The sequence below is a fragment of the Variovorax saccharolyticus genome, from assembly GCF_030316765.1.
In the GTDB taxonomy this organism is placed as follows: Bacteria; Pseudomonadota; Gammaproteobacteria; order Burkholderiales; family Burkholderiaceae_C; genus Variovorax; species Variovorax saccharolyticus.
The window spans coordinates 426,744-448,756 of the sequence record NZ_JASZYT010000005.1 but is presented as its reverse complement, the minus strand read 5'-3'; the positions used below and the strand labels follow the sequence as shown (position 1 = coordinate 448,756).

Below are 22,013 nucleotides of genomic sequence, written 5' to 3'. Positions count from 1 at the left end.
CTGCGTCAGGCCGACAGGGCCTGCATCTCGCGATACAGGTCCGCCTTGCCCTCGAAGCCGATGCCGGGCAGCTCGGGCAGCGTCACGAAGCTGTTCTCGACCTTCACGCCATCCGGGAAACCGCCGAAAGGCTGGAACAGGTCCGGGTAGGACTCGTTGCCGCCCAGCCCGAGCCCGGCCGCGATGTTCAGCGACATCTGGTGCCCGCCATGGGGGATGCAGCGGCTGGCCGACCAGCCATGCTCCTTCAGCATGTCGAGCGTGCGCAGGTACTCGACCAGACCGTAGCTCAGGGCGCAGTCGAACTGCAGCCAGTCGCGGTCCGGGCGCATGCCGCCGTAGCGGATCAGGTTGCGCGCGTCCTGCATCGAGAACAGATCCTCGCCCGTGGCCATCGGGTTCTTGTAGAAGTTGCGCAGGGCCGCCTGCAGCTCGAAGTCCAGCGGGTCGCCCGGCTCCTCGTACCAGAAGAGGTCGTACTGCGACAGGGCCTTGGCGTAGCGAATCGCGGTCTCGAGGTCGAAGCGGCCGTTGGCATCGACGCAGAGCTTCTGGCCGTCCTGCAGAACTTCCATGATCGAGTCGATGCGGCGCAGGTCCTCGTCGAGCGAGGCGCCGCCGATCTTCTTCTTCACGACGGTGTAGCCCCGGTCGATGTAGCTGCGCATCTCGTCCTGAAGCTTCTTGTGGTCCTGTCCGGGGTAGTAGTAGCCGCCAGCCGCGTAGACGAAGATCCGGCGGTTGGGCTTGCCGTTGCCGTAGCGGTCAGCCAGCAGCTGGAACAACGGCTTGCCCTCGATCTTGGCCACGGCGTCCCACACTGCCATGTCGATGGTGCCGATGGCCACGGAACGCTCGCCATGGCCGCCGGGCTTCTCGTTCGTGAACATCGTGTTCCAGATCTTGTGGGGGTCCAGGTTGTCTCCGGTCGCATCCACCAGCGAGGCCGGATCGGCTTCGAGGATGCGGGGGATGAAGCGCTCGCGCATCAGCTTGCCCTGGCCGTAACGACCGTTCGAGTTGAAGCCGTAGCCCACCACCGGCTTGCCGTCGCGGATCACGTCGGTGACCACGGCGACGAGGCTCAACGTCATCTTGCTAAAGTCGATGTAGGCGTTGCGGATGGGCGAGCTGATGGGAATGGTCTTCTCGCGGATCTCGACGATCTTCATGCTTGGCTCCAGGTGCTGTTTGATTGAGAGCCTCGATGGTCCGCCGCGCCGGTTTTTTCGGCCAATGCTCTTTTTCGCTGCTTCCATGCACCGGACGAACCGCACATGAACCTGATCTGGCTTGAAGACTTCGTGGCCCTGGCCGCGACCGGCAATTTCTCGCGCGCCGCGGAAGACCGCCACAGCTCGCAACCTGCCTTCAGCCGCCGCATTCGCGCCCTGGAGGAGTGGGTCGGAGCCGACCTGTTCGACAGGAGCTCTCAGCCTGCGAGGCTGACCGAAGTCGGCGAATGGTTCGCCGACATCGCGCAGGACCTGATCGCCAGGGTCGCGCGGGTGCCGGGAGAAGCCAAGAAGGTCGCCGAAGCCGGTTCCGACACGCTGCGGATCGCATCGACGCACGCGCTTTCCTTCACCTTCCTGCCGCGCTGGCTGCGAAGCCTCGAATCGCACACGACGCTCGGACCGGTGCAATTGATTTCCGACGTGCTGCAGCGCTGCGAGGCGCTGATGCTGCAGAGCAAGGTCCAGTTCGTGCTGAGTCACGCGCACCCTCAGGCACGGGGCGCGCTCGATTCAGAGCCGTACCGTTCGGCGCGAATCGGAGAGGACCTGCTGATCGCGGTGTCGGTGCCCGACGAGCGAGGCAAGGCCCGTCACCGACTCGTGCGCGCCGGGTCGACGGCGGTCCCGGTGCTGCAGTACACGGAGGAATCGGGCCTGGGTCGCATCCTGCGCGCAGTCATCGGCCCCAGGCTGGAGTCCGTGCCGGTGCAAGCCGTCTTCACGGCCCATCTGGCCTCCGTCCTCAGGACGATGGCGCTGGACGGCCGGGGGCTCGCGTGGCTGCCGAGCACGCTGGTGGAAGAAGACCTCGCCCAGGGACGCCTCGTCATCTCCGCCAGCGAGGACTGGAACGTGCCCCTGGAGATCAGGCTCTACCGCGATCGGGATCTGCTGGGGAATGCGGCGAACGCGTTCTGGCGCCTGGCGGTTGGTGGCGAATGGAATTCAACGACACCTCGATGATGTCGGGCCACGCCGGTGCGGTCATGGCGTTGGCCCGGCTTGGCGGGAAATTTCATACAGAAATCTGTATCATTTGTCCATGAAAACCACGCTCAACCTCAATGATGCATTGCTGACTCGGGCCAAGACCATGGCAGCACAGCAACACACCAGCCTGACGCGGCTGATCGAGGAGGGCTTGCAATTGCGCCTGAAGGCCAACCCACGTGCGCGCGCCCCTCGCGCTCTTCCCGTCTACCGCGGCAAGGGAGGGCTGGCCACGGGTCTCACGGGGCTCAGCAACAAGGCCATGCTCAACGCTGCCGACGAATGACGCCCGACGTCAACGTGCTGGTCGCCGCCTCTCGCACTGACCACTCGCATCACGAGGTCGCACTTGATTGGCTCCAGAAGGCTGTGGACAGGGCCGCCACCGCTGTGCCGCTTACGCTGCAACCCATGGTCATGGCAAGCTTCCTGCGCCTGGCCACGCATCCAAGGATTTTTGTGAATCCGACGCCGATCGCCGAAGCCGTGCGCTTCGTCGATGCACTGCTCGACATGCCGGGCGTCAGCGCACCGGCGCTTGGAGACGAATGGCCGATCCTGAGAAAGCTCTGCATCGACAAGGGCCTCGCCGCCAACGACCTGCCCGACGCCTGGCTGGCGGCCGCGGTAATTCAGCAGGGCGAGCACCTCGTGACTTTTGATAGGGATTTCAAGCGCTTGCTCGCCCGACGCCAGTTCACCTTGCTTCAGGCCGCCTGACGCAAGCGGACGCGATCGGCGTGCGCCGGCCTCAGCCCGCGCCGCGCTTTTCGTCCAGATCCAGCGCCAGGAAGTGGTGCACCACCGGCGCCTCGGGCCCGATGTGGAAGCGCACCACCTCGTGCTGCAGGTCGGCGTCGGCCTTCGACACCCGCTGGTGCTGGCGCAGGTGTTCAGCCCACGACTCGACCAGGAACCACTCCATCAGGCGCTCGGGCTCATGGGTGTGCTCGGTGATGCCCCAGGCGTAGGCGCCATCGCGGCGGCGCTCCAGCGACATCGCCTTGAGCGCATGCAGGAAGGCCGGTCGGTCGGCCTTGCGGATTCGGTACTCGACCTGCACCATGACCGGCCCGCGGTCGTTCGCGACCGGCTCGTCGAGCAAGGGCTCGGGCCAGTGGTTGGAAGCCTGCAGATCGGCCTCGCCCGACGGCAGGCGGACCCGGTGGAAGACGAAGGCCACCACCGTCAACCCCGCGGCGCCGACCAGCAGGGTGGCCGGCACGCCCATCTTCTGTGCCACCAGTCCCCAGCCCAGGCTGCCCGCCGCCATGGCGCCGTTGAACACCGTGAGGTAGATCGCCAGGCCCCGTCCGCGCACCCAATTGGGCAGCACCCCCTGGGCCACGCCGTTGAGCGTGGTGAGCGCGATGATCCAGCCGGTGCCCAGCAGCAGCATGAGCAGCACGGCCAGCCATTGCGGCGGCGCGCTCGCGAGCACCGCCATCACCAGGGCCGACAGCAGCGATGCCAGCAGCACCAGGCCGTCGGCGTCGAGCTTGGCGCGCAGCCGGGGCAGCAGCAAGGCGCCGAGGATCGCGCCGACGCCGACAGCGCCCAGCATCAGGCCGTAGAAGCCGGCCGTGCCGCCCAGCATCCGGCGCGCCACCAGCGGCAGCAGTGCCCAGACCGAGCTCGCGAAGAGAAAGAACACGGCCGCGCGCAGCAGCACGACGTGCAGTTCGCGGCTCGCCCGGGCATAGCGCAGGCCGGCCCGGAAAGCACCGAAGAACTGCTCCGACAGGCCGCTGTCGGGCGTCGGCGGCCGCTTCCACCAGAGCAGCGCGGCGATCACGAACACATAGCTCAGCACGTCGGCGCCGTAGGCCGTGGCGGCCCCGAAGCTGGCCAGCAGCAGGCCGCCGGCGGCCGGGCCGATGGCGCGTGCGATGTTGATGCCCAGCGAGTTCAGCGCCACGGCGTTCTTGAGGTCCGGACGCGGCACCAGTTCGGGCACGATCGACTGCCAGGTCGGACCCATCAGCGCGGCCCCGATGCCGCCCACGAAGGTCAGCGCGATCAGGTACTCGACCGTCAGCGACTTGGTGCTCGCCAGCAGCAGCAGCGTGCCGCTGACCGCTGCCAGCATGATCTGGATGAAGATCAGGAAGCGGCGCCGGTCGAGGATGTCGGACAGCACGCCGGCCGGGATCGCGAGCAGGAAGATCGGCAGCGTGGCGGCCGTCTGCACCAGGGCCACCGCGGTGGGGCTGGCCGACAGCTCGGTCACCATCCAGGCGCTGGCGACGTCGCGCATGAAGCTGCCGACATTGCCGAGCACGGTCGCCACCCATAGCACTGCGAACACGGGCTGGCGCAGAGGCGCGAAACTGCCCGAGGCCGACGCGGGCGCGGCTGGGGTCGATGGCTCGGAGCTCAAATGGAAACCTCGGTTCTTTGCACTTCCGTGCGTTCGTCCTGTGCGCGCAGATCATGCCAGGCGACCAGCAGAAAGCCGCCCACCAGCCCCCAATGCTCGAAGAAGGCATTGGCCGCCATGAAGCGGTCGGGCGGCGCCATCTCCCAGAAACGGTTGGCCATGAAGGTCGCCATCAGCGTGAAGCCGGCCAGGCCCAGGGCGCCCAGCCATCGATGGAAGCCGGTCAGGATCATCAGCGAGGCGCCGAACTCGAACGCGATCACGAGCACGGCCAGCGGCGCCGCCGGCGCGAGACCGAAGTGCTGCATCTCGGCGATCGCCGAGGCGAAGTCGGTGGCTTTCACGAAGGCGCCCTGCAGATAGGCCGCGCACAGCAGAAGCAGCGCCAGCCATCGCAGCGCGGGCGTCGTCGCCAGATTGCGCAGTGCCTGCATCAGACCGCCCAGCAGGCGCAGCCGAGCGCGCCCCAGAAGCTCTTGAGGTCGGCCACGGGCAGCCGGCTGCTCCAGGCGGTCGCATGGCGGTGGCCATGCACGCCGCAATCGTTGGCGCAGGCACAGGCCTGGGCCGCCTGACGCAGCGTGGCCTGCAGCGGCGCGCCCTCGGCATCGCCCCAGGCCGCGTAGCCGCCGAAGCGCCGCACCGGCGACCAGTCCGGCATGGCCGGCGGCGGCAGGCCTTCGTCGTGCGGCGCGAAGTCGCCCGCGGCATACACCACCTTGCCACCGACCACTGTGAGGAGCGCCGTGGTGTCGGCGATCTCGGACTCGGGGCAGGCGAAGAAGTCGCGGTCGGGCACGATCAGGTCGGCCAGCTGGCCGGCCTCGATGCGGCCCTTCTTGCCGACCTCGTTGGAGAACCAGGTGACGTGCTCGGTCCACATGCGCAGCGCCGCCTCGCGGTCCAGGCAGTTGCGCTGCGGCGTGATGCGCAGGCCACCGACGGTCTGGCCGGTGACCAGCCAGGCGAGCGACACCCACGGGTTGTACGAGGCCACGCGGGTGGCGTCGGTGCCGGCCGAGACCTTCACACCCTTCTCGAGCATGCGCTTGACCGGCGGCGTCGCCTCGGCCGCCGCCGCGCCGTAGCGCTCGACGAAATACTCGCCCTGGTAGGCCATGCGGTGCTGCACCGCGATGCCGCCGCCGAGCGCCGCGACGCGGTCGATCGACTTCTCGGAGATGGTCTCGCAGTGGTCGAAGAACCAGTTCAGGCCCGCGAGCGGCGTGTCGCGGTTCACCTTCTCGAAGACATCGAGCGCGCGCTCGATGGTCTCGTCGTAGGTGGCATGCATGCGCCACGGCCAGCGGTTCTGCACCAGGACGCGCACCACCTCCTCGAGATCGCCTTCCATGCCGGGGCCCATCTCGGGACGCGGCTGGCGGAAGTCCTCGAAGTCGGCGGCGGAGAACACCAGCATTTCGCCGGCGCCGTTGTGGCGGAAGTAGTCGTCGCCCTGCTTGTAGGTCGAGCTCGCGGTCCAGTTCAGGAAGTCCTGTTTCTCCTGCTTGGGCTTCTGCGTGAACAGGTTGTAGGCCAGGCGGATCGTGAGCTGGCCGGCGTCGGCCAGCTGCTGGATGACCTGGTAGTCCTCGGGGAAGTTCTGGAAGCCGCCGCCGGCATCGATGGCGCCGGTGACGCCGAGCCGGTTGAGCTCGCGCATGAAGTGGCGCGTCGAGTTGAGCTGGTACTCGAAGGGCAGCTTCGGCCCCTTGGCCAAGGTCGCGTAGAGGATGCTCGCGTTCGGCTTGGCCAGCAGCAGGCCGGTCGGGTTGCCGGCGCTGTCGCGCACGATCTCGCCGCCGGGCGGCGCCGGCGTGTCGCGCGTGTAGCCGACTGCGCGCAGGGCCGCGCCGTTGAGCAGGGCCCGGTCGTACAGGTGCAGCAGGAACACCGGGGTGTCCGGCGCCACGGCGTTCAGTTCCTCGATGGTCGGCAGCCGCTTCTCGGCGAACTGGTGTTCGGTGAAGCCGCCCACCACGCGCACCCACTGCGGCGCCGGCGTGATCGCCACCTGCTGCCGCAGCATCGCCATCGCGTCGGCCAGGCTGCGCACGCCGTCCCAGCGCAGTTCGAGGTTGAAGTTGAGGCCGCCGCGGATGATGTGCAGGTGGTTGTCGATCAGGCCCGGCAGCACCGGCCGGCCCTGCAGGTCGATGACGCGGGTGGCGGGCCCGGCCAGCGGCAGGACGTCTTCATCGCGCCCGACCCGGCTGAAGCGGCCGTCGCTGACGGCCACCGCGCTGGCCACCGGGTTGGCGCGGTCCAGCGTGGTGATGCGGCCGTTGTGAAGGATCAGCGAGGGCGATTCAGCCACGGCCCTGCTCCCCGTTGGCGACCGGAACGCCCGCGGTCGGCGGCAGCGCCTCCTTGGCGCACTCGGGCAGGCGCCCGAACATGTGCGGCTTGACCTGATGGTGCAGCCAGGAGGTCGAAGCGGGGCTGCGGTCGAGCAGGCGCTTGGCCAGCGGCGGCAGCTGCTCGCCGGCCAGGATGCCCAGCAGGCCCACCAGCGCGATGATCGGCGGCGCCGGCGAGCGCACGCTGAACAGCGCATAGATCACGCCGACCAGCACGCCGAGCGCCAGGGAAACAAGGTACGGCTTCATCCGGGCGGCTCCGCGTCAGCCCTCGTGGGCGCCGAACATGGTCTTGGCGTAGATGATGCCGAGGCCGTAGGCGCCGCCGAACTTCTTCGCGATGCCGGTGGTCAGGTCGTAGGTATCGCCGCGGGCCCAGTCGCGCTGCAGCTCGAGCAGGTACTGCAGCGCGGTCATGGGCTGGGCGCCGGCCTGCACCATGCGGTCCATGGCCCGGTTGTGGGCCTCGGCGGAGACGTCGCCGCAGGCGTCGGCGATCACGTACACCTCGAAGCCCTGGTCGAGCGCGGACAGCGCCGGGCCGACGATGCACACGCTGGTCCAGAGCCCGCACAGCACGATGCGCGGCTTGCCGATCTCGTTGATCCTCTTGATCACGGCGGCGTCCTCCCAGCTGTTCATGGAGGTGCGGTCGAGCATCGCCTGCTCGGGGAAGGCGGCCTTGATCTCGTCGAACATCGGGCCGGAAAAGCTCTTCTCGGCGACGGTCGTGAGGATGGTCGAGGCGCCGAAGCCGGCGGCCGAATGCGCCACCAGCGCCGCGTTGTTGCGCAGCGTGACGGCGTCGATCGAGTGCGTCGCGAACGCCATCTGCGACTGGAAGTCGATCATGACCAGCGTGTGGTCGGTCGGCGTGAGCAGCTTGGCGCCGGGAACGGCTTTGGCGGTGATCGGCATGGGAAGGTCCTTTTCGGGGAAGCGGAGCGGGCCCGCGGAGGGAAGTCGCCGAGGGTAAAGGAGACCGGCCCGGCTGGCTTGAACGATGCGGCGGGAATTTTGCTGTTTGTGCGATGAAGATCAACGCGAAAGGCTGCCGGCGGCGGCAATGAATTGCGCCGCGTCCGGAAAGCTGCAGAGGCCGTTCGGCCCGTCGCGGGCCTCGATCTGCGCCCAGCGGACGATGCCGGACCCGTCGACCAGGAAATGCCCCACCAGCTGGGTCGCGTGGCTTTCGAAGATGGCCTGGTCGGTCTGGTCGAGTTCGAAGCCGTCCAGGGCGTTGAGCGCGGCATTGGCTTCCATCGGCTGCATCGGCACCGGCAGAGCGCCCCCGGGATTGATGCGCGCCGCGCCGAATTCCGCCATGCTCGCGCGATAGGGCCATTCGGGGCGTTCGCCCTCGACTTCGGGCTGGAACTCGAGGTAGGGCACGCCGAAGGCCCGGTGCGTGAGGCAATCCGGGTCGCACAGGAGCGTGACCGGCGTCGGCCGATGGCGGAAATAAAGTCGGGCGCGTTCCACCGGCGTGTTGATCACGGCGAGGGTCTGCACCCCCAGGGCCTGCAAGTCCGCCTGCACGCCGGCGAGTTGCAGCACCTGGCGCCGGCAGAACGGACAATGCAGCCCGCGGTAGAAGCCGATCAGGAACGCGCGACCGCGCAGGCTGTCCAGGGAGACCATCGCTTCGAGGTTGGCCGCAGGAAGTGCGAACGCGGGCGCCGGCTCCCCGGGCTGCAGGGGGCGTCTCTGGTCTCCCATGGAAGCTCTCCTTCGGGTGTGGGCCGGTGGCGCCTCTAGCTTTTCTTGGAGGTTTTCGCGAAGAACTGGGTCGGCTGATGCTGAACCGCATCGCTGCCGCATTTCGGGCAGTTCAAGCGGGCCGTCTCATGCTCCGCGAGATGCTCGACATGGTCGAACACCTCGCCGCACTTCACGCAACGATACTGGTAGGTAGGCATGGTGCTTCTCCGCGACAGTTGCGGGCGGCGCAGCTGCGAGCTCGAATGCCAACGCCCCCGCGGCGATCCTACGACGATGGCGCCGGGTTGGATACTCCTGCCGGGCCGGCACAATCGCGGCGTGCCTCGAACCCTGCCCGACCCGCCATCCCTGCCCTACTGGCTCTATCTGCTGGAATGCGAGGGCGGCGTGTATTACGCGGGGATCGCGCTCGACGTCGAAGAGCGCTTCTATCGGCATGTGTTCGGCCTGGGCGCCAGGTTCACGCGCGCGCGGCCCCCGCTGCGTGTGCTGGCGGCGCGCGAATATGCAAGCAAGAGTGAAGCGTTGCGGGCCGAACTGAGGCTCAAGGCACTGCCGCGCGCCCGCAAGCTCGCCTTCTTCGAGGCCGAGTCGCCGCCCTGCGCGCCTCAGGCCATCGCGGGCGGAGCCGGCCAGCGCAGCACGTGACCGGTGCGCTCGGCAAAGCGCTCGAGGTCCTGCGGCGTGTCGATGTCGATCCGGTAGCGCTGGTTGTCGGTGTCGAGCCAGCAGACCCGCCCGGGGTTGGCGTCGCGCCAGCGCCGGCAGGCCCCGTTGACATCCCCGGCCAGCCACTCGTCGCGCAGTGCGGCCTCGAAGATCACCGGATTGCCGGGCTCGCCGGCCACCCGCGGCACCACCATCGACGCCTCCCCGCGCTTCTTGAAGGCTCCGATCAGCGCCGTGATGTCCTGCGAGTTGATCATCGGCTGGTCGGCCAGCGCGACGACCACGGCGTCGAGCTTGCCGGCCAGCGCCTGCAGGCCGATGCGCACCGAGGAGGCCTGGCCGTCGTCCGGCGACGGATTGCGAGCCAGCGTCACCGGGAAGTCGCGCACGGCAGCCTCGATCGATTCGGCGTGATGTCCCAGCACCACGACCACCTCGTCGACGCCGGCACCCGACAGTGCGATCAGCTGGCGCCGGATCAACGGCACGCCGCCGAGTTCGAGCAGCGACTTGGGGCGCCCGCCGAGGCGGCTGCCGGACCCCGCGGCCAGCAGCACCGCGCCCACCACCAGGCGCGCGTACAGCCCGCCCCCGCCCTTGAGGATGCAGCCCATGTCAGCCTCCGCAGCAGGCGCGCCGGGCCGCCGGCGCTGCCACTGTCGCACCGTGAGCGTGCGCCTCGTCCCCCGCTCGAGGCGCGGGCGGACCCGAGGCCTGGCGACGGTTCGCCACCACCGCCGCCAGCACCGACAGCGCAATCTCCTCGGGCGTCGACGCCGAGATGGGATAGCCCGCGGGCGCGACGATCGCGGCCACCGCCGCCGCATCGGCGCCGGCGGTGATCAGCGAATCCTTGAGCACCTGGGCCTTGCGGGCGCTGGCGACGAAGGACACCTGCCGCGCATTCAGCGACAGCGCCAGGCCGAGCGCCTGCAGGTCCCGCCGCCCCTGCGTCGCGATCACGACCCAGGCGCCGGCGCCGACCTGCGGGCAGACGGTCGCCGCATCGTCGCGATCGATCACCCGGCAGGCGTCGGGGTGATCCGATGCCTGCGCGCCCTGGGCCACCAGCGTCACGGCGAAGCCGACCCGCGGCCCGAGCTGCACCAGGCTGGCCGCCACCGGCGAGCTGCCGATCACGACCAGTTCGGCGCGCGGCATCAGCGGGTCGACGAACAGCTCCAGCGTGCCCCCGGAGTGGCAGGCCATGCCGAACTCGAGCACATCGCCCAGGTCCCGCTCGTGGCCTTCCTCGGCCGGTGAGATGCGGATCATCCGCGCCCGGCCGTCGGCCAGCGCCTGACGCACCGTGCGGATCACGGCCGGCTGGGCACAGCCGCCGCCGACCCAGCCCTGCATCCGGCCATCGGCCGTGACGACCGCCTTGTCGCCCGGATGCGCGGATGCGGGCGGCAGCGACTTCACGACGCTGACCAGCGCGCAGGGCGTGCCAGCCTGCTGCAGCCGGCGCGCGGAATCGAGGACGGTGTCGGCGTTGCTCATGTCATCTTCTCCTTCAGGGGGATGCCGGCGATTCAGCGCAGGTGCTGCGCCAGATCGGCCAGATCACGCAGGCTGGTGAGACTCGAGAAAGCCTCCACGAGTTCGCGCCGCCCGATCACCGCCTGCATCGACTGCGATGCGGGCGGCGCCTCGGACGGATGAAACCAGTGCACCCGCGCGCCGCGCGCCCGGATGCGCGCAAGTTCCTGCGCCAGCCGCTCCGGCGGGTCGGCATCGAAGCCGTCGGACAGCACCCAGACGCGCGCGTTGCGCTGCAGCTGCGCGCGCGCATGCACCGCGTGGAAGTCCGCCACGCTGGTGGCGATGCGGGTGCCGCCGCCGAAGCCGGCCGTCACGGCGTTGATCTTCTCCTGCACCGCCGCCGAGTCGCTGCGCAGCAATGGCGTGACCTCGGCCAGCCGCGTATGGAAGACGAAGACCCGCGCATTCATGGCGGCGACGAAGGCGCGCGCGATGCGCAGGAACAGCTGGGCATGGGTCTCCATCGAGCGGCTGACGTCGACCAGGATGAAGAGCCGCGGCCATTCGCGCCGGACCGCGCGCCACACCGGGTGGACGGGCAGGCCGCCGGTGCGCAGGCTGGCGCGCAGCGTGCGCCGCACGTCGAGGCGACGGCCGCGCGCAGCGTCGTGCCAGCGGCGCGTCAAGCGCTTTCGCAGGCGCTGCGCGATCCGCTCGGCCAGGCTCTGCAGCAGCGCGAGGTCTTGCGGCAGCCATTGCGACAGCGACCGGTCGTGCAGGGCATCGGTGCGGCTGGCACCGCCCTTGGCGCGCTGCTGCGCCGGGTCTCCCTCGGCCACGGGCGGCGCATCGAGGGCGGTGTCGGCCGAGGCCGGTCTTGGCGAAGGCGCGGAGCCGTCCATGCGCTCGTGCAGGCTTTGCACCACCTGCTGCAGGCTGCGGCTCGGCCGCGCCTGGCCGCCGACCTTCGTGCGGCCCCGGACTCGCCGCGGGTACCAGTAGCTGTCGAACAGCTCGGGCCAGCGCCGCCAGTCGTGGGCGTCGTGACAGGCGATCGCGCGCCAGGCCGGATCGAGTCGCGACACCCGCTCCAGCGGCAGCCGCAGGGCCGCCTGCACGAAGGCCTGCTGCTCGGCGATGCCGACCTTCATGCCATGGTCCCGCAGCAGCGCAGCGAAGCCGGCGATGCTCTCCAGCGGTCGCGCCACCGTGTTCATGTCGGTGACTTCTCGGCAACGCCGACCGCGCGCCGTCCTTCGATCAGCTGCCGCACGCGATCCTCGCCGAGCTGGAAGCGGTCTTCGCGCGTCTTGACCAGGCAGGCCAGCGTGGCAGCCAGTGCGTGCGGATCCTCGGGCAGCGCCTTGAACGACAGCCGGTGCAGCGCGCGCACCCAGTCGAGCGTCTCGGCCACGCCGGGCGCCTTGGCCAGGTCCTCGCGCCGCAGCCGCTGCACGAAGCTCACGGCCTGTTCGATCAGGGCGGCCTCCGCCTCCGGCAGGGTGGCGCGCACGATCGCGATCTCGCGCGCCAGGCTCGGATAGTCGAGGTAGTGATACAGGCAGCGCCGGCGCAGCGCATCCGACAGCTCGCGCGTGCCGTTGCTGGTCAGCACGACCTGCGGGATGTGCCTGGCGTGCAGCGTGCCCAGTTCGGGCACGGTGATCTGGTAGTCGGCCAGCACCTCGAGCAGGAAAGCCTCGAAGGCCTCGTCGGCGCGGTCGATCTCGTCGATCAGCAGCACGCAGGGCTGCTCGCTCGAGATCGCCTGCAGCAGCGGCCGCTCCAGCAGGTAGTCGCGCGCGAACAGGTCGGACTCCTTCAGGCCCTGGGGCTGGGTCTCGCCGAGGCGGATCGCGAGCAGCTGGCGGCCGTAGTTCCACTCGTACGCGGCCTGCGACAAGTCCAGGCCTTCGTGGCACTGGAGCCGCACCAGCGCCTGGCCGCGGGCCCGCGCGAGCGCGCCGGCCAGCGCGGTCTTGCCGACGCCGGCGTCGCCCTCGATCAGGAGCGGCCGCTCGAGCTCGCCGGCCAGCCACAGCGCGGTGGCCAGGCTTTCGTCGGCGATGTAGCCGGCCCGGTGCAGCGACTCTCGCAGCTCGGCGTCGGTCATGGCGGGCTCAGGCGCGCTTGCCGAAGAGGCCGGCCACCCAGCCCTTGACCAGATGCCAGAACACCGCGAGCGCATTGATTTCGTTGGGTTTGGCCGGCGCCACGGCGGCCGGCTCGGCCGCGGCCGCGGCCCCGATGGCGGTCGCCGCAGCGGCGCTCGCCTGCGGCGCCGGCAAGGCCGCCGCCGCGACGCGGAAGTTGTCGACGAACTGGCCAAGCAGCATGTCCGACACCTGCACCATCAGCCGGCCGCCGAACTGCGCGAACTTGCCGTTGACGATCACCTCGGCCTGGCCCGCCAGCACCGATGTGCCGGCCGTCTCGCCGGCCTCGATCGTGGCCGTGAGCTTCATCGACGCCGACGAGCCGCCGCGGTCCGAGCCCTTGCCCAGCAGCTGCAGCGTCTGGTGCAGCTCGTCGAGCGCCAGCACCTCGATGTCGCCCGCGAAGGCCGCGTTGGCCGGCCCCACCTTGACCTTGACGCTGCCCTTGTAGTGCGTGTCGTCGATCTTCTCGGTGATCGCCGCGCCGGGCATGCAGCCGGCCGTGGCCGGCACGTCGGCCAGCAGCGTCCAGGCGCGCACGGCATCGACATCGAGCGGGTAGCGTTTGTCCAGCTTGACTTCCATGGGTCTTCGATTCGATGCGGCGCCTCAGAGCGCGACACCGCTCTCCTTGAGTTGCTGCCAGACCCGGTAGGCACTGTGCGGCATGACCATGTGCCTGACACCGAGGTGCGCGAAGGCATCGACCACCGCCGAGGTGAAGGTCGGGATCGACCCGACATGCGGCGATTCGGCCACGCCCTTGGCGCCCAGCGGATGGTGCGGCGACGGCGTCACCGTGTGGTCGGTCTCCCACTTCGGGGTCTCGACCGCGGTCGGCAGGAAGTAGTCCATCAGCGTGTTGCCCAGCAGGTTGCCCTGGGCGTCGAAAGGCATCTGCTGGCCCATCGCGACCGCGTAGCCTTCGGTGAGCCCGCCGTGGATCTGGCCTTCGATGATCATCGGGTTGATGCGCGTGCCGCAGTCGTCCAGCGCATAGAAGCGCCGCACCTTCGTCTCGCCGGTTCCTCGGTCGATGTCGACCACGCAGAGGTAGATGCCGAACGGGAAGGTGAAGTTCGGCGGGTCGTAGTAGTGCACGGCTTCCAGCCCCGGCTCCAGCCCCGGCGGCGCCTGGTGGTAGGCGGCCCAGGCGATGTCCTTCATCGACTTGAAGCGGGCATCGTCGCCCTTGACCTTGAAGCGGTCGATCTCCCAGTCGAGGTCGTTCTCGCCGACCTCCAGCAGGTGGGCCGCGATCTTGCGCGCCTTGGCGTGGATCTTTCGGGAGGCCATCGCGATCGCCGCGCCGGCCACCGGCGTGGAGCGCGAGCCGTAGGTGCCGAGGCCGTAGGGCGCGGTGCTGGTGTCGCCCTCTTCCACCTGGATCACTTCCGAAGGAATGCCGAGCTCGGTGGCGATGATCTGCGCATAGGTGGTCTGGTGGCCCTGGCCCTGCGTGATCGTGCCCATGCGCGCGATCGCGCTGCCGGTGGGGTGGATGCGGATCTCGCAGCTGTCGAACATGCCGACACCGAGGATGTCGCACATCTTGCTGGGCCCGGCGCCCACCACTTCGGTGAAGGCGACCAGGCCGATGCCCATCAGGGTTGGCGAGGCCGGGTCGGCCCGCCTGACGGCCTGTTCGGCGCGCAGGCCCCGGTAGTCGCAGGCGGCCAGCACCTTGTCGAGCGCGGTCTGGTAGTCGCCGGAGTCGTACTCGAAGCCGAAGGCAGAGGTGTAGGGGAACTGCTCCTTGCGGATGAAGTTCTTCGCCCGGATCTCGGCCTTGTCCATGCCCAGCTGCTGGGCCAGGATGTCGACCATGCGCTCGATCACGTAGACCGCCTCGGTCACGCGGAACGAGCAGCGATAGGCCACGCCGCCCGGCGCCTTGTTGGTGTAGACGCCCTTCACGCTGCACCAGGCGGCCGGGATGTCGTACGAACCCGAGCAGATGTGGAACATGCCGGCCGGGTACTTGGTCGGGTCGGCGCAGGCGTCGAAGGCGCCGTGGTCGGCGACCACGTTGACCCGCAGGCCGAGGATCCGGCCGTCTTGCGTGGCCGCGATCTCGCCGTCCATGTGGTAGTCGCGGGCGAAGGCGGTGCTCGAGATGTTCTCGATCCGGTCCTCGATCCATTTCACCGGCTTGCCCAGCACGATGCTGGCGACGATCGCGCACACGTAGCCGGGATAGACGCCGACCTTGTTGCCGAAGCCGCCGCCGATGTCGGGCGAGACGATGCGCACCTTCGACTCCGGGATGCCCGACAGCAGCGACACCACGGTGCGTACCACGTGCGGCGCCTGCGAGGTCATCCAGGTCGTGAGCTCGCCGCGGATCGGGTCGAAGGAGGCCACGCAGCCGCAGGTTTCCAGCGGGCACGGATGCACGCGCGGGTAGAAGATGCGCTCGGCCACCTTCACCGGCGCGGCGTCGAAGGCCGCATCGGCGGCGGCCTTGTCGCCCGCCTCCCAGGTGAAGATGTGGTTGGGGTGATCGCGCTTGCCGTGCACGCCTTCGGTCTTGCCCGCGAGGTCTTCGCGCAGCACCGGCGCATCGGGCGCCAGCGCGGCGTAAGGGTCGAGCACCACGGGCAGCTCGTCGTACTCGACGATCACGGCCTCGACGCCGTCGGCCGCGGCATAGCGGTCCTCGGCGATCACGACCGCGACTTCCTGCATCTGGAAGTGCACCTTCTCGTCGGCCAGCACGGCCTGCACGTCGCCGGCCAGGGTCGGCATCCAGTGCAGCTTGAGCGGTTTCAGGTCGTCGGCCGTGAGCACCGCGATCACGCCGGGGACCTTCAGCGCCTCGCTCTTGTCGATCTTCCGGATGCGCGCATGGGCGACCGGCGAACGCACGATGTCCATGTGCAGCATGCCGGGCATCTGGATGTCGTCGACGTAGTGGCCCTTGCCCTGGATGAAGCGCGCGTCTTCCTTGCGCAGGCGGCTGTCGCCCATGCCCTGCAGCGCGGCAGCGCGCTCGAGCAGGTCGGGGTTGATCGGGGCGTTCATTGGACCCCCTTGGCGCTGCGCGCCGTCCCCCCGAGGGGGAATTCGCACTTCGGGCGGCCGGGCGTGCTCATGCGGCCACCTTTTCAGTTTGCTGCTGCAGCGCGGCCGCCGCATGCAGCACCGCCTTCACGATGTTCTGGTAGCCGGTGCAGCGGCACAGGTTGCCGCCGATGCCGGCCCGCACTTCCTCTTCGGTGGGGTTCGGGTTCTCCTGCAGGAAGCGGTAGCTGCGCATCAACATCCCCGGCGTGCAGAAGCCGCACTGCAGGCCGTGCTCCTTGTAGAAGCCCTCCTGCACCGCGTGCAGCAGCGCACCCTGGGCCAGCCCCTCGACCGTCAGCACCTCCGAACCGTCGCACTGGATCGCCAGATGGGTGCAGCTCTTGACCGACTGGCCGTCGAGGTCGACCGTGCAGGCGCCGCAGTGGCTGGTCTCGCAGCCGATGTGGGTGCCGGTCAGGTGGCAGTCCTCGCGCAGGAAATGAACCAGCAGCGTGCGCGGCTCGACCGCCTTCTCCACGCGCTTGCCGTTGATGGTGAGACCGATGATCTGCTTGCCCATGGGGTCTGCTCCTTCGTCGTTCTTATTTGCAGCGCGACAGCGCCAGGCGCAGCGCGCGCTGCACCATCTGGCCGGCCATCGCGATCTTGTAGTCGCGGTCGCCGCGCAGGTCTTCGGCCGGGTCGCAGATCGCCATCGCCCGCGCGGCCGCATCGGTGATCGCGGCATCGCTCGGTGGCTTGCCGAGCAGCGCGTCTTCGGCATCGCGGGCCCGCAGGGCGGTCGGCGCCAGGTTCGTCAGCGCGATGCGGACATGGCTCACGTTGCCGCCGTCCACCCGCATCACGACCGCGGCCGCGGCGGTGGCCCAGTCCCCGGTCTTGCGCTTGAGCTTCTGGTAGGCGTAGCCGGTGCCGGAGGCGAGCGCCGGGATGCGGATCGCGGTCAGCACCTCGTCCTCGGCCATGGCGGTCATGTAGGTGCCCTGGAAGAAACCGTCGGCGTCGACCTGGCGCGTGCCCTGGGGACCTTCGAGCACGAACACGGCGTCCAGCGCGATCGACAGCGCAGGATGGTCGTTGCCCGGGTCGCCATGCGCGATATCGCCGCCGATGGTGCCGCGGTTGCGCACCTGCGGATCGGCGATCTGCCTGGCCGCCTCAGGCAGCAATGGCAGCTTGTGCTGCAGCAGCGCCGAGGCGATCAGCTCGTTCTCGACCGTCATCGCGCCGATCACGATCGTGTCGCCCTCCTCCCGGATGCCGCGCAGCGCCTCGATGCGGTTCAGGTCGATCAGGTGTGCCGGTTGCGCGAATCGCAGCTTCATCATCGGCAGCAGGCTGTGGCCGCCGGCCAGCAGCTTGGCATCGCTGCCGTACTGCCCGAGCAGCGAGATCGCATCGCCCACCGAGCGGGGCGCGTGATAGTCGAATCCGGCTGGGATCATCGTTGTTGTCTCCTGGCGAGGGGTCGCCCGCAGAAGTTAAGACGACCGGGTTTCGACCGCAGGCACCAAAGCACGAACAGCCGCTTCACAAGCACGAATGGCGGCGCCGGGTGCATGAACGGCGGCAGGCGGGCCGGCGTCTCGGGTTTTCCCGGGCGAGCCTTCAACTCGCCGCTTTACTTTCCGCTGCCGCTTCCGCCGCTGCCTCCGCTTCCGCCGCTTCCGCCGCCGCCGCCGCTCCCGCCACTGCCGCCGCCGCTGCCTCCGCCGCCACTTCCACCACTGCCGCCGCCACTGCCTCCGCTGCCACTGCCACCACTGCCGCCGCTGCCACTTCCACCACTTCCACCACTGCCGCCACCGCTACCGCCGCTGCCACTTCCGCCGCTGCCGCCACCGCTACCGCTGCTGCCGCTTCCGCTGCCACCGTCGCTTCCCCCACTGCCGCTCGAGCCACCGGAACTCCCGGAGCTTCCCGACGAACCTGAACTGCCGGAACTGCCGGAACTGCCGGAACTCCCGGAACTCCCGGAACTGCCGGAACTGCCGGAACTGCCGGAGCCACTCGAACCACTCGAACCACTTGAACCACTTGAACCACTTGAACCACTCGAACCACTGGACCCACTCGAGCCGCTGGACCCACTCGACCCCTGCCCAGATCCGGAAGCGCTGCCCGATCCACCGCTGGGTCCGCCCGCCTCGATCACGACCTGATCGATCACGATGCGACGCTCCGCGTCCATGCGTCCGGTGACGCGAACGAGTTGATTCACGACCAGGTCGGCCGGTCCGCCGCCGACCACCCGAGCCCCGGCGTCGAGTTGCAGGTCGCCGCTGCCGAGGCTGAAAGATCCCGCCCCGATCTCCTGGACGTAGCCTTCGAGGACCACGTCCCGCACCATGCCGAGCTGCTCGCGGGTCGGGTCGAGCGTGACCTGCTGCGCCGTCAGGACGCCGGCATTCCATTGGCCGGTGACCAGCACCTCGCGGCCGCGGCCGAGGCCGCGCGGCAAGGCACGCGCATTCAGGCTGACGCGCGTGCCGTCGACCTGCATGGCATCGGAGGTGATCGCATTCACGCGGCCCGCGACCTGCGCCTGGCGAGGTGCCCGGGAAGGCAGCGCCTCGATGCGCGAGGCCGCCAGCACGCCATCGGCCTGCCGGTGGCCGCTGAGTCGCACCCAGTCCCCGGCCCGCAAGCCGCCCAGCGCTGCGGGAGCGACTGCCTTGGCGCGCTCGCCGAGCACCCGCAGCGTGCCCGCCGCGGCATCGACGGACTCGACCGGCCCCACCAGCGCATGCAGCACGGCGATCGCCTGGGCGCGCAGGTCGTGGTCCGGCCCGGTCGCGCGCACCGCGACCACCTGCCCCACGGCCAAGCCGCGTGCGGACGCCGGCCGGCCGTTGTCCACGACCGGGGTGTTCGTATCGAACTGCACCTCCAGCCCGTTGACGCAGATGCTGGCGAAGCCGGTGATCACGCCGACGATGCCGGTGCCGCCGATGCCCCCGGTCGGATCGGGCGCCCGTGCCGTCGCCCCCGTGCCACCGATGCCGCCGCTGCCGTTGCCGCCTTGCGCCGTGACACCCGTGCCGCCGATGCCTCCTCTTCCGCCGCCCTTGCCGCCGAGTTCGCCCGGCCCGGTCGATGCGGCCGGGTTCACCGGCGATCCACCGGCCTGGCACAGGTCCTGCGCGGCCACCCGCCATGCCGGCAGCGCCAGCAACGAGGCCAGCAGCATCAGGCGGCCCAGCCGCTGCGACAGGCGGGCGGTCATCCCGCTTCCTTCTTGCCGCCGCGCGACGACCGCGAGGGCGAAGGCGCGACGGCCGGCGAGCGCCCGGCCTCCGGCGACTCCGCATCCGGTGCCGCCATGGGCGAACCCGCCGCGTCGGCATAGAAGTAGACGCCGAAGGTCATGCGCCGACGCGGCGCATCGTCGTCGACAGACCGCTTGGCCAGTGCCAGCGCGTTCTTGTTCACGGCCACCAGTGCCTGCATGCCCAGCGAGCGGGCCTGTTCGGCGAGCTGGCCGACGGCCGCCGCGCCCAGTCCGTCGTAGTGCACGCTGCGCTCCATGAAGGGAGGCTGCTCGCCCAGCAGGTTGTGAACCGCCGCCGCGGCATGGTCGTGCAGGTTGTGGCCCAGGTAGAAGCTCAGCTCGTCGAAACCCTTGGTCGGCACGAATGCGCCGACGTTCAGGCACACGCGGCCGCCCTCGTCGATGTGCACCACGCCCAGTCGAAGCCATTCGTCCAGCACGACGCGGGGACGGATGTCGCGGTTCACGCGGGCGACCAGCGCCTCGAAGGACTGCTCGGCACCCTCGCTCGCGAACCGCGCCAGCGGCAGCGGCTGGCCGGCGTCATCGACATAGGGCGGCGCTCCCATCCATTGCGCGACTACCTGGGCGCCGAGGGAAACCACCTCGGGCACGGTCTCTTCGCCCGATTCCAGGGCTTGCCGCAGGCGGCTGACTTCCTTGCGGTGGACGCCGGAAACGAGGCTGACCCGGCTGTCCGTCGGCTCCTTGCCATCGATGCGGAAGTCGCGATCCGCCACCTCGACGAACAGCGACTTCAGCAACTCGCTGGCATAGGTGAAGGTCACGCCGCGAGAGAGCATGAGCTTGACCAGCGGCCGCAATGCATGGCGCAGCGCCTGCACCAGGGCGCGAGGCGGCGTTGCGTGGGATGGAGCGGAGTCGGACATGGGCGCGAGCAGGAAATGAGGGAAGCCGGCAGGGAATCAGTTTAGCCCAGACTCGTGGGAAATTTTTACACATTTATTGACGTGGAAAATTTTCCCACCTATTCTCCACCCCGTCGCGGGAATTTTTCCCGCGTCAGTGGTCCAGAAGCGCGCGAGGGGCGGAGCGCGGCGGCGGACATGCCTTTCAACATTTCTTGGAGAGCGTCATGGTCAAGTTCAGGAAGACGGGATCGGCGGGCATCGTCGCGTTGACGTTGTGCGTCGCTGCGGCATCGGCGCTGGCGCACGGTGGTGGCGGTGGTGGCGGCGGCGGCGGTGGGGGTGGTGGTGGTGGTGGTGGCGGCGGAAGCAGCGGCAGCGGCAGCGGAAGCAGTGGCGGTGGCGGTGGTGGTGGCAGCAGCGGGTCCAGCGGCTCCGGCTCCGGCTCGGGCTCCGGCGCAGGTGCATCGTCCTCCGGCAGCGGGTCATCCGGCAGCAGCAGCAGTGGGAGCAGCGGAAGCAGTAGCAGCAGCGGAAGCAGCGCGAGCAGTGGAAGTGGAAGTGGCAGCGGAAGCGGCAACAGCGGCCCCGGAAGCGCCAACTCCGGACCGGGCCAGGGCGGAGGCGCCCAGGGCGCCAACAACGCGCCGGGCCACGGCATTGGCCATGGCGCGGACGACCCACCCGGACATGACGCCGGACACGGCCTCGGCCACGGCGCCGACGACCCGCCCGGACATCGCTGATGCGACGGCACTCATCACTCGGCCCCAGGCGCAGAAGCGCATCGGCGAGCGATACGGACCCTTCGAGACATCTCTGCGCGCCACTGCGCGCTCACACAGGAGCAAGACATGAATGAACATCGCCTCGGATTTCCCCGCCGCCTCGACCGGAGCCTGCGCGGCGCCGGCGTCGTGATGGCCGGCCTGATCGCCGTCTCCGCCTACGCCGCCAAGTCGGAAGGCTGCGAGGGTGGCGGATTCACCGTCCTCGGCCGCAGCGGCGCCCAGGACGTCAACGTGCCGGCCGCGCAGGTCGGCGCCACTTTCGTGGTGCAGGGCCGCTACGTCCGCTTCGAGGTGGATGCCGCCACGCTGGGCATCCGCAACTACGCTTTCCTGCCGACCGCCAATCCGCTGGACATGACGAACGGCGTCGTCACGCCGGTGTTCGCCAGCAAGTCGCCCGACCACCGCGGCTTGCGCCTGACCAGCGACCTGGCGCTCGAACTCGGCGAAGAGAACATCGAGCTCCAGCGCGAAGGGCCCGGCGTGGCAATGAAGATCCAGGCCAAGGATTGCGCAGCAGGCGGCGTCTTCCAGATGGAAGTGGAGCGCTCGGACCAGACGGCGACCGAGATCACCCACGTGCTGGCCGGCGACGGCATCAGCCCGCTGTCGGCCTTCTACTTCGACAACCGCAACTTCCGCAACCGGGAGGGCGATGTCGTGCCTTACAAGGACACCACCGTCGTGGTGGCGGCGCGCATCAACTTCGGCAACGGCATCTCGCGCCGCTTCATCGGCCGCGACAGTCCCCAGGTGGCGACGCGCCTGGTCGACCCGAGCTGCTCCAACGTCATCCAGAAGCGGCCGAACTCGACGCCGCCCAGCGTGGTCGTGCAGCACTGCGGCGGCGTCTCGCGCTGGGCCGTGGCCAGCGGCGGGCGCATGGGTCTGGTGACTGGCGAGGACGCGATCGAAGTGGCACCGCCGGCCACCATCTGCGTGAGCAAGTGCCAGGCGCAGAACCGGGTGCGCGGGCAGTCGGTGAAGCTGGGCTTCCCGTTCCCGGTGGCCGAAGCCGACAAGCTCAAGCCGCGCTCGCCGACCTCGCCCTGAGC

The 22,013-nt window shown here is 69.4% G+C and carries 24 protein-coding genes; 5 read left to right on the top strand and 19 right to left on the bottom strand.

Annotation, left to right across the window (positions count from 1 at the left end; all coding sequences use genetic code 11):
- Window positions 1-5: 5 nt before the first annotated feature.
- A complete protein-coding gene (locus QTI45_RS18300; protein ID WP_286373548.1) occupies window positions 6-1,172 on the bottom strand; it encodes a mandelate racemase/muconate lactonizing enzyme family protein in 1,167 nt (388 codons plus the stop codon).
- 105 nt (window positions 1,173-1,277) lie between these two features.
- Here QTI45_RS18300 and QTI45_RS18295 point away from each other — a divergent pair, with 105 nt between their 5' ends.
- The 3 genes from QTI45_RS18295 (at window position 1,278) to QTI45_RS18285 (ending at window position 2,948) form a co-directional block, all read left to right on the top strand.
- Window positions 1,278-2,201, top strand: coding sequence for a LysR family transcriptional regulator (locus QTI45_RS18295; protein WP_286655453.1), 924 nt, complete (start codon window positions 1,278-1,280; stop codon window positions 2,199-2,201).
- A gap of 79 nt (window positions 2,202-2,280) precedes the next feature.
- Complete coding sequence (locus QTI45_RS18290; protein ID WP_286655452.1) at window positions 2,281-2,514, top strand: DUF6364 family protein; 234 nt, start codon at window positions 2,281-2,283, stop codon at window positions 2,512-2,514.
- Window positions 2,511-2,948: a TA system VapC family ribonuclease toxin gene (locus QTI45_RS18285; RefSeq protein WP_286655451.1), complete on the top strand. Its 438-nt coding sequence runs from the start codon at window positions 2,511-2,513 to the stop codon at window positions 2,946-2,948. The genes QTI45_RS18290 and QTI45_RS18285 overlap by 4 nt, the downstream gene beginning before the upstream one ends.
- A gap of 31 nt (window positions 2,949-2,979) precedes the next feature.
- Here the strand turns inward: QTI45_RS18285 and QTI45_RS18280 are convergent, their stop codons facing one another.
- From QTI45_RS18280 to QTI45_RS18250, 7 genes are all read right to left on the bottom strand, one after another.
- Window positions 2,980-4,608 carry an MFS transporter gene (locus QTI45_RS18280; protein ID WP_286655450.1) on the bottom strand — a complete coding sequence of 543 codons (1,629 nt, stop codon included), beginning with the start codon at window positions 4,606-4,608 and terminating at the stop codon, window positions 2,980-2,982.
- A complete protein-coding gene (locus tag QTI45_RS18275; protein WP_286655449.1) occupies window positions 4,605-5,042 on the bottom strand; it encodes a DoxX family protein in 438 nt (145 codons plus the stop codon). Before QTI45_RS18275 ends, QTI45_RS18280 begins: the two co-directional genes overlap by 4 nt.
- Entirely contained in the window at window positions 5,042-6,925 is a 1,884-nt protein-coding gene (locus QTI45_RS18270; RefSeq protein WP_286655448.1) for an amidohydrolase, read from the bottom strand. Before QTI45_RS18270 ends, QTI45_RS18275 begins: the two co-directional genes overlap by 1 nt.
- Window positions 6,918-7,217 (bottom strand): XapX domain-containing protein, encoded by a 300-nt coding sequence (locus QTI45_RS18265; RefSeq protein WP_286655447.1) that lies wholly within the window; start codon window positions 7,215-7,217, stop codon window positions 6,918-6,920. The genes QTI45_RS18270 and QTI45_RS18265 overlap by 8 nt, the downstream gene beginning before the upstream one ends.
- A 15-nt stretch (window positions 7,218-7,232) precedes the next feature.
- A complete protein-coding gene (locus tag QTI45_RS18260) occupies window positions 7,233-7,886 on the bottom strand; it encodes a hydrolase (RefSeq protein WP_286655446.1) in 654 nt (217 codons plus the stop codon).
- Window positions 7,887-8,006: 120 nt separating this feature from the next.
- Window positions 8,007-8,687, bottom strand: coding sequence for a redoxin domain-containing protein (locus QTI45_RS18255; protein WP_286655445.1), 681 nt, complete (start codon window positions 8,685-8,687; stop codon window positions 8,007-8,009).
- Between the two features lie 35 nt (window positions 8,688-8,722).
- A complete protein-coding gene (locus QTI45_RS18250) occupies window positions 8,723-8,887 on the bottom strand; it encodes an FmdB family zinc ribbon protein (protein WP_286373538.1) in 165 nt (54 codons plus the stop codon).
- Between the two features lie 121 nt (window positions 8,888-9,008).
- Here QTI45_RS18250 and QTI45_RS18245 point away from each other — a divergent pair, with 121 nt between their 5' ends.
- Window positions 9,009-9,338, top strand: a complete 330-nt coding sequence (locus QTI45_RS18245; protein ID WP_286373537.1) for a GIY-YIG nuclease family protein — start codon at window positions 9,009-9,011, stop codon at window positions 9,336-9,338.
- Here QTI45_RS18245 and QTI45_RS18240 read toward each other — a convergent pair.
- The 11 genes from QTI45_RS18240 to QTI45_RS18190 form a co-directional block, all read right to left on the bottom strand.
- Window positions 9,299-9,973 (bottom strand): nucleotidyltransferase family protein, encoded by a 675-nt coding sequence (locus tag QTI45_RS18240; protein WP_286655444.1) that lies wholly within the window; start codon window positions 9,971-9,973, stop codon window positions 9,299-9,301. The genes QTI45_RS18245 and QTI45_RS18240 overlap by 40 nt on opposite strands.
- Window position 9,974: 1 nt before the next feature.
- The gene (locus QTI45_RS18235) at window positions 9,975-10,862 is read right to left on the bottom strand and encodes an XdhC family protein (protein ID WP_286373535.1); all 888 of its coding nucleotides are present in this window, start codon (window positions 10,860-10,862) and stop codon (window positions 9,975-9,977) included.
- Between the two features lie 32 nt (window positions 10,863-10,894).
- A complete protein-coding gene (locus QTI45_RS18230) occupies window positions 10,895-12,061 on the bottom strand; it encodes a vWA domain-containing protein (protein ID WP_286373534.1) in 1,167 nt (388 codons plus the stop codon).
- Window positions 12,058-12,957: an AAA family ATPase gene (locus tag QTI45_RS18225; protein WP_286373533.1), complete on the bottom strand. Its 900-nt coding sequence runs from the start codon at window positions 12,955-12,957 to the stop codon at window positions 12,058-12,060. Before QTI45_RS18225 ends, QTI45_RS18230 begins: the two co-directional genes overlap by 4 nt.
- A gap of 7 nt (window positions 12,958-12,964) precedes the next feature.
- Window positions 12,965-13,585, bottom strand: a complete 621-nt coding sequence (locus tag QTI45_RS18220; RefSeq protein WP_286655443.1) for an SRPBCC family protein — start codon at window positions 13,583-13,585, stop codon at window positions 12,965-12,967.
- Window positions 13,586-13,609: 24 nt separating this feature from the next.
- Window positions 13,610-16,024, bottom strand: a complete 2,415-nt coding sequence (locus tag QTI45_RS18215) for an aerobic carbon-monoxide dehydrogenase large subunit (protein WP_286655442.1) — start codon at window positions 16,022-16,024, stop codon at window positions 13,610-13,612.
- A gap of 67 nt (window positions 16,025-16,091) precedes the next feature.
- The gene (locus QTI45_RS18210) at window positions 16,092-16,586 is read right to left on the bottom strand and encodes a (2Fe-2S)-binding protein (protein ID WP_286655441.1); all 495 of its coding nucleotides are present in this window, start codon (window positions 16,584-16,586) and stop codon (window positions 16,092-16,094) included.
- 22 nt (window positions 16,587-16,608) lie between these two features.
- Window positions 16,609-17,472 (bottom strand): FAD binding domain-containing protein, encoded by an 864-nt coding sequence (locus QTI45_RS18205; RefSeq protein WP_286655440.1) that lies wholly within the window; start codon window positions 17,470-17,472, stop codon window positions 16,609-16,611.
- A 176-nt stretch (window positions 17,473-17,648) separates the two neighbouring features.
- On the bottom strand, window positions 17,649-19,253 hold the full coding sequence (locus tag QTI45_RS18200) for a DUF5666 domain-containing protein (RefSeq protein ID WP_286655439.1): 1,605 nt from the start codon (window positions 19,251-19,253) through the stop codon (window positions 17,649-17,651).
- On the bottom strand, window positions 19,250-20,188 hold the full coding sequence (locus QTI45_RS18195; RefSeq protein WP_286655438.1) for a DUF6502 family protein: 939 nt from the start codon (window positions 20,186-20,188) through the stop codon (window positions 19,250-19,252). Before QTI45_RS18195 ends, QTI45_RS18200 begins: the two co-directional genes overlap by 4 nt.
- Window positions 20,189-20,372: 184 nt before the next feature.
- Window positions 20,373-20,747, bottom strand: a complete 375-nt coding sequence (locus QTI45_RS18190; RefSeq protein ID WP_286655437.1) for a hypothetical protein — start codon at window positions 20,745-20,747, stop codon at window positions 20,373-20,375.
- Window positions 20,748-21,021: 274 nt separating this feature from the next.
- On the opposite strand from QTI45_RS18190, the gene QTI45_RS18185 reads away from it, so the two are divergent.
- Window positions 21,022-22,011 carry a hypothetical protein gene (locus QTI45_RS18185; RefSeq protein ID WP_286373525.1) on the top strand — a complete coding sequence of 330 codons (990 nt, stop codon included), beginning with the start codon at window positions 21,022-21,024 and terminating at the stop codon, window positions 22,009-22,011.
- Window positions 22,012-22,013: the final 2 nt, after the last annotated feature.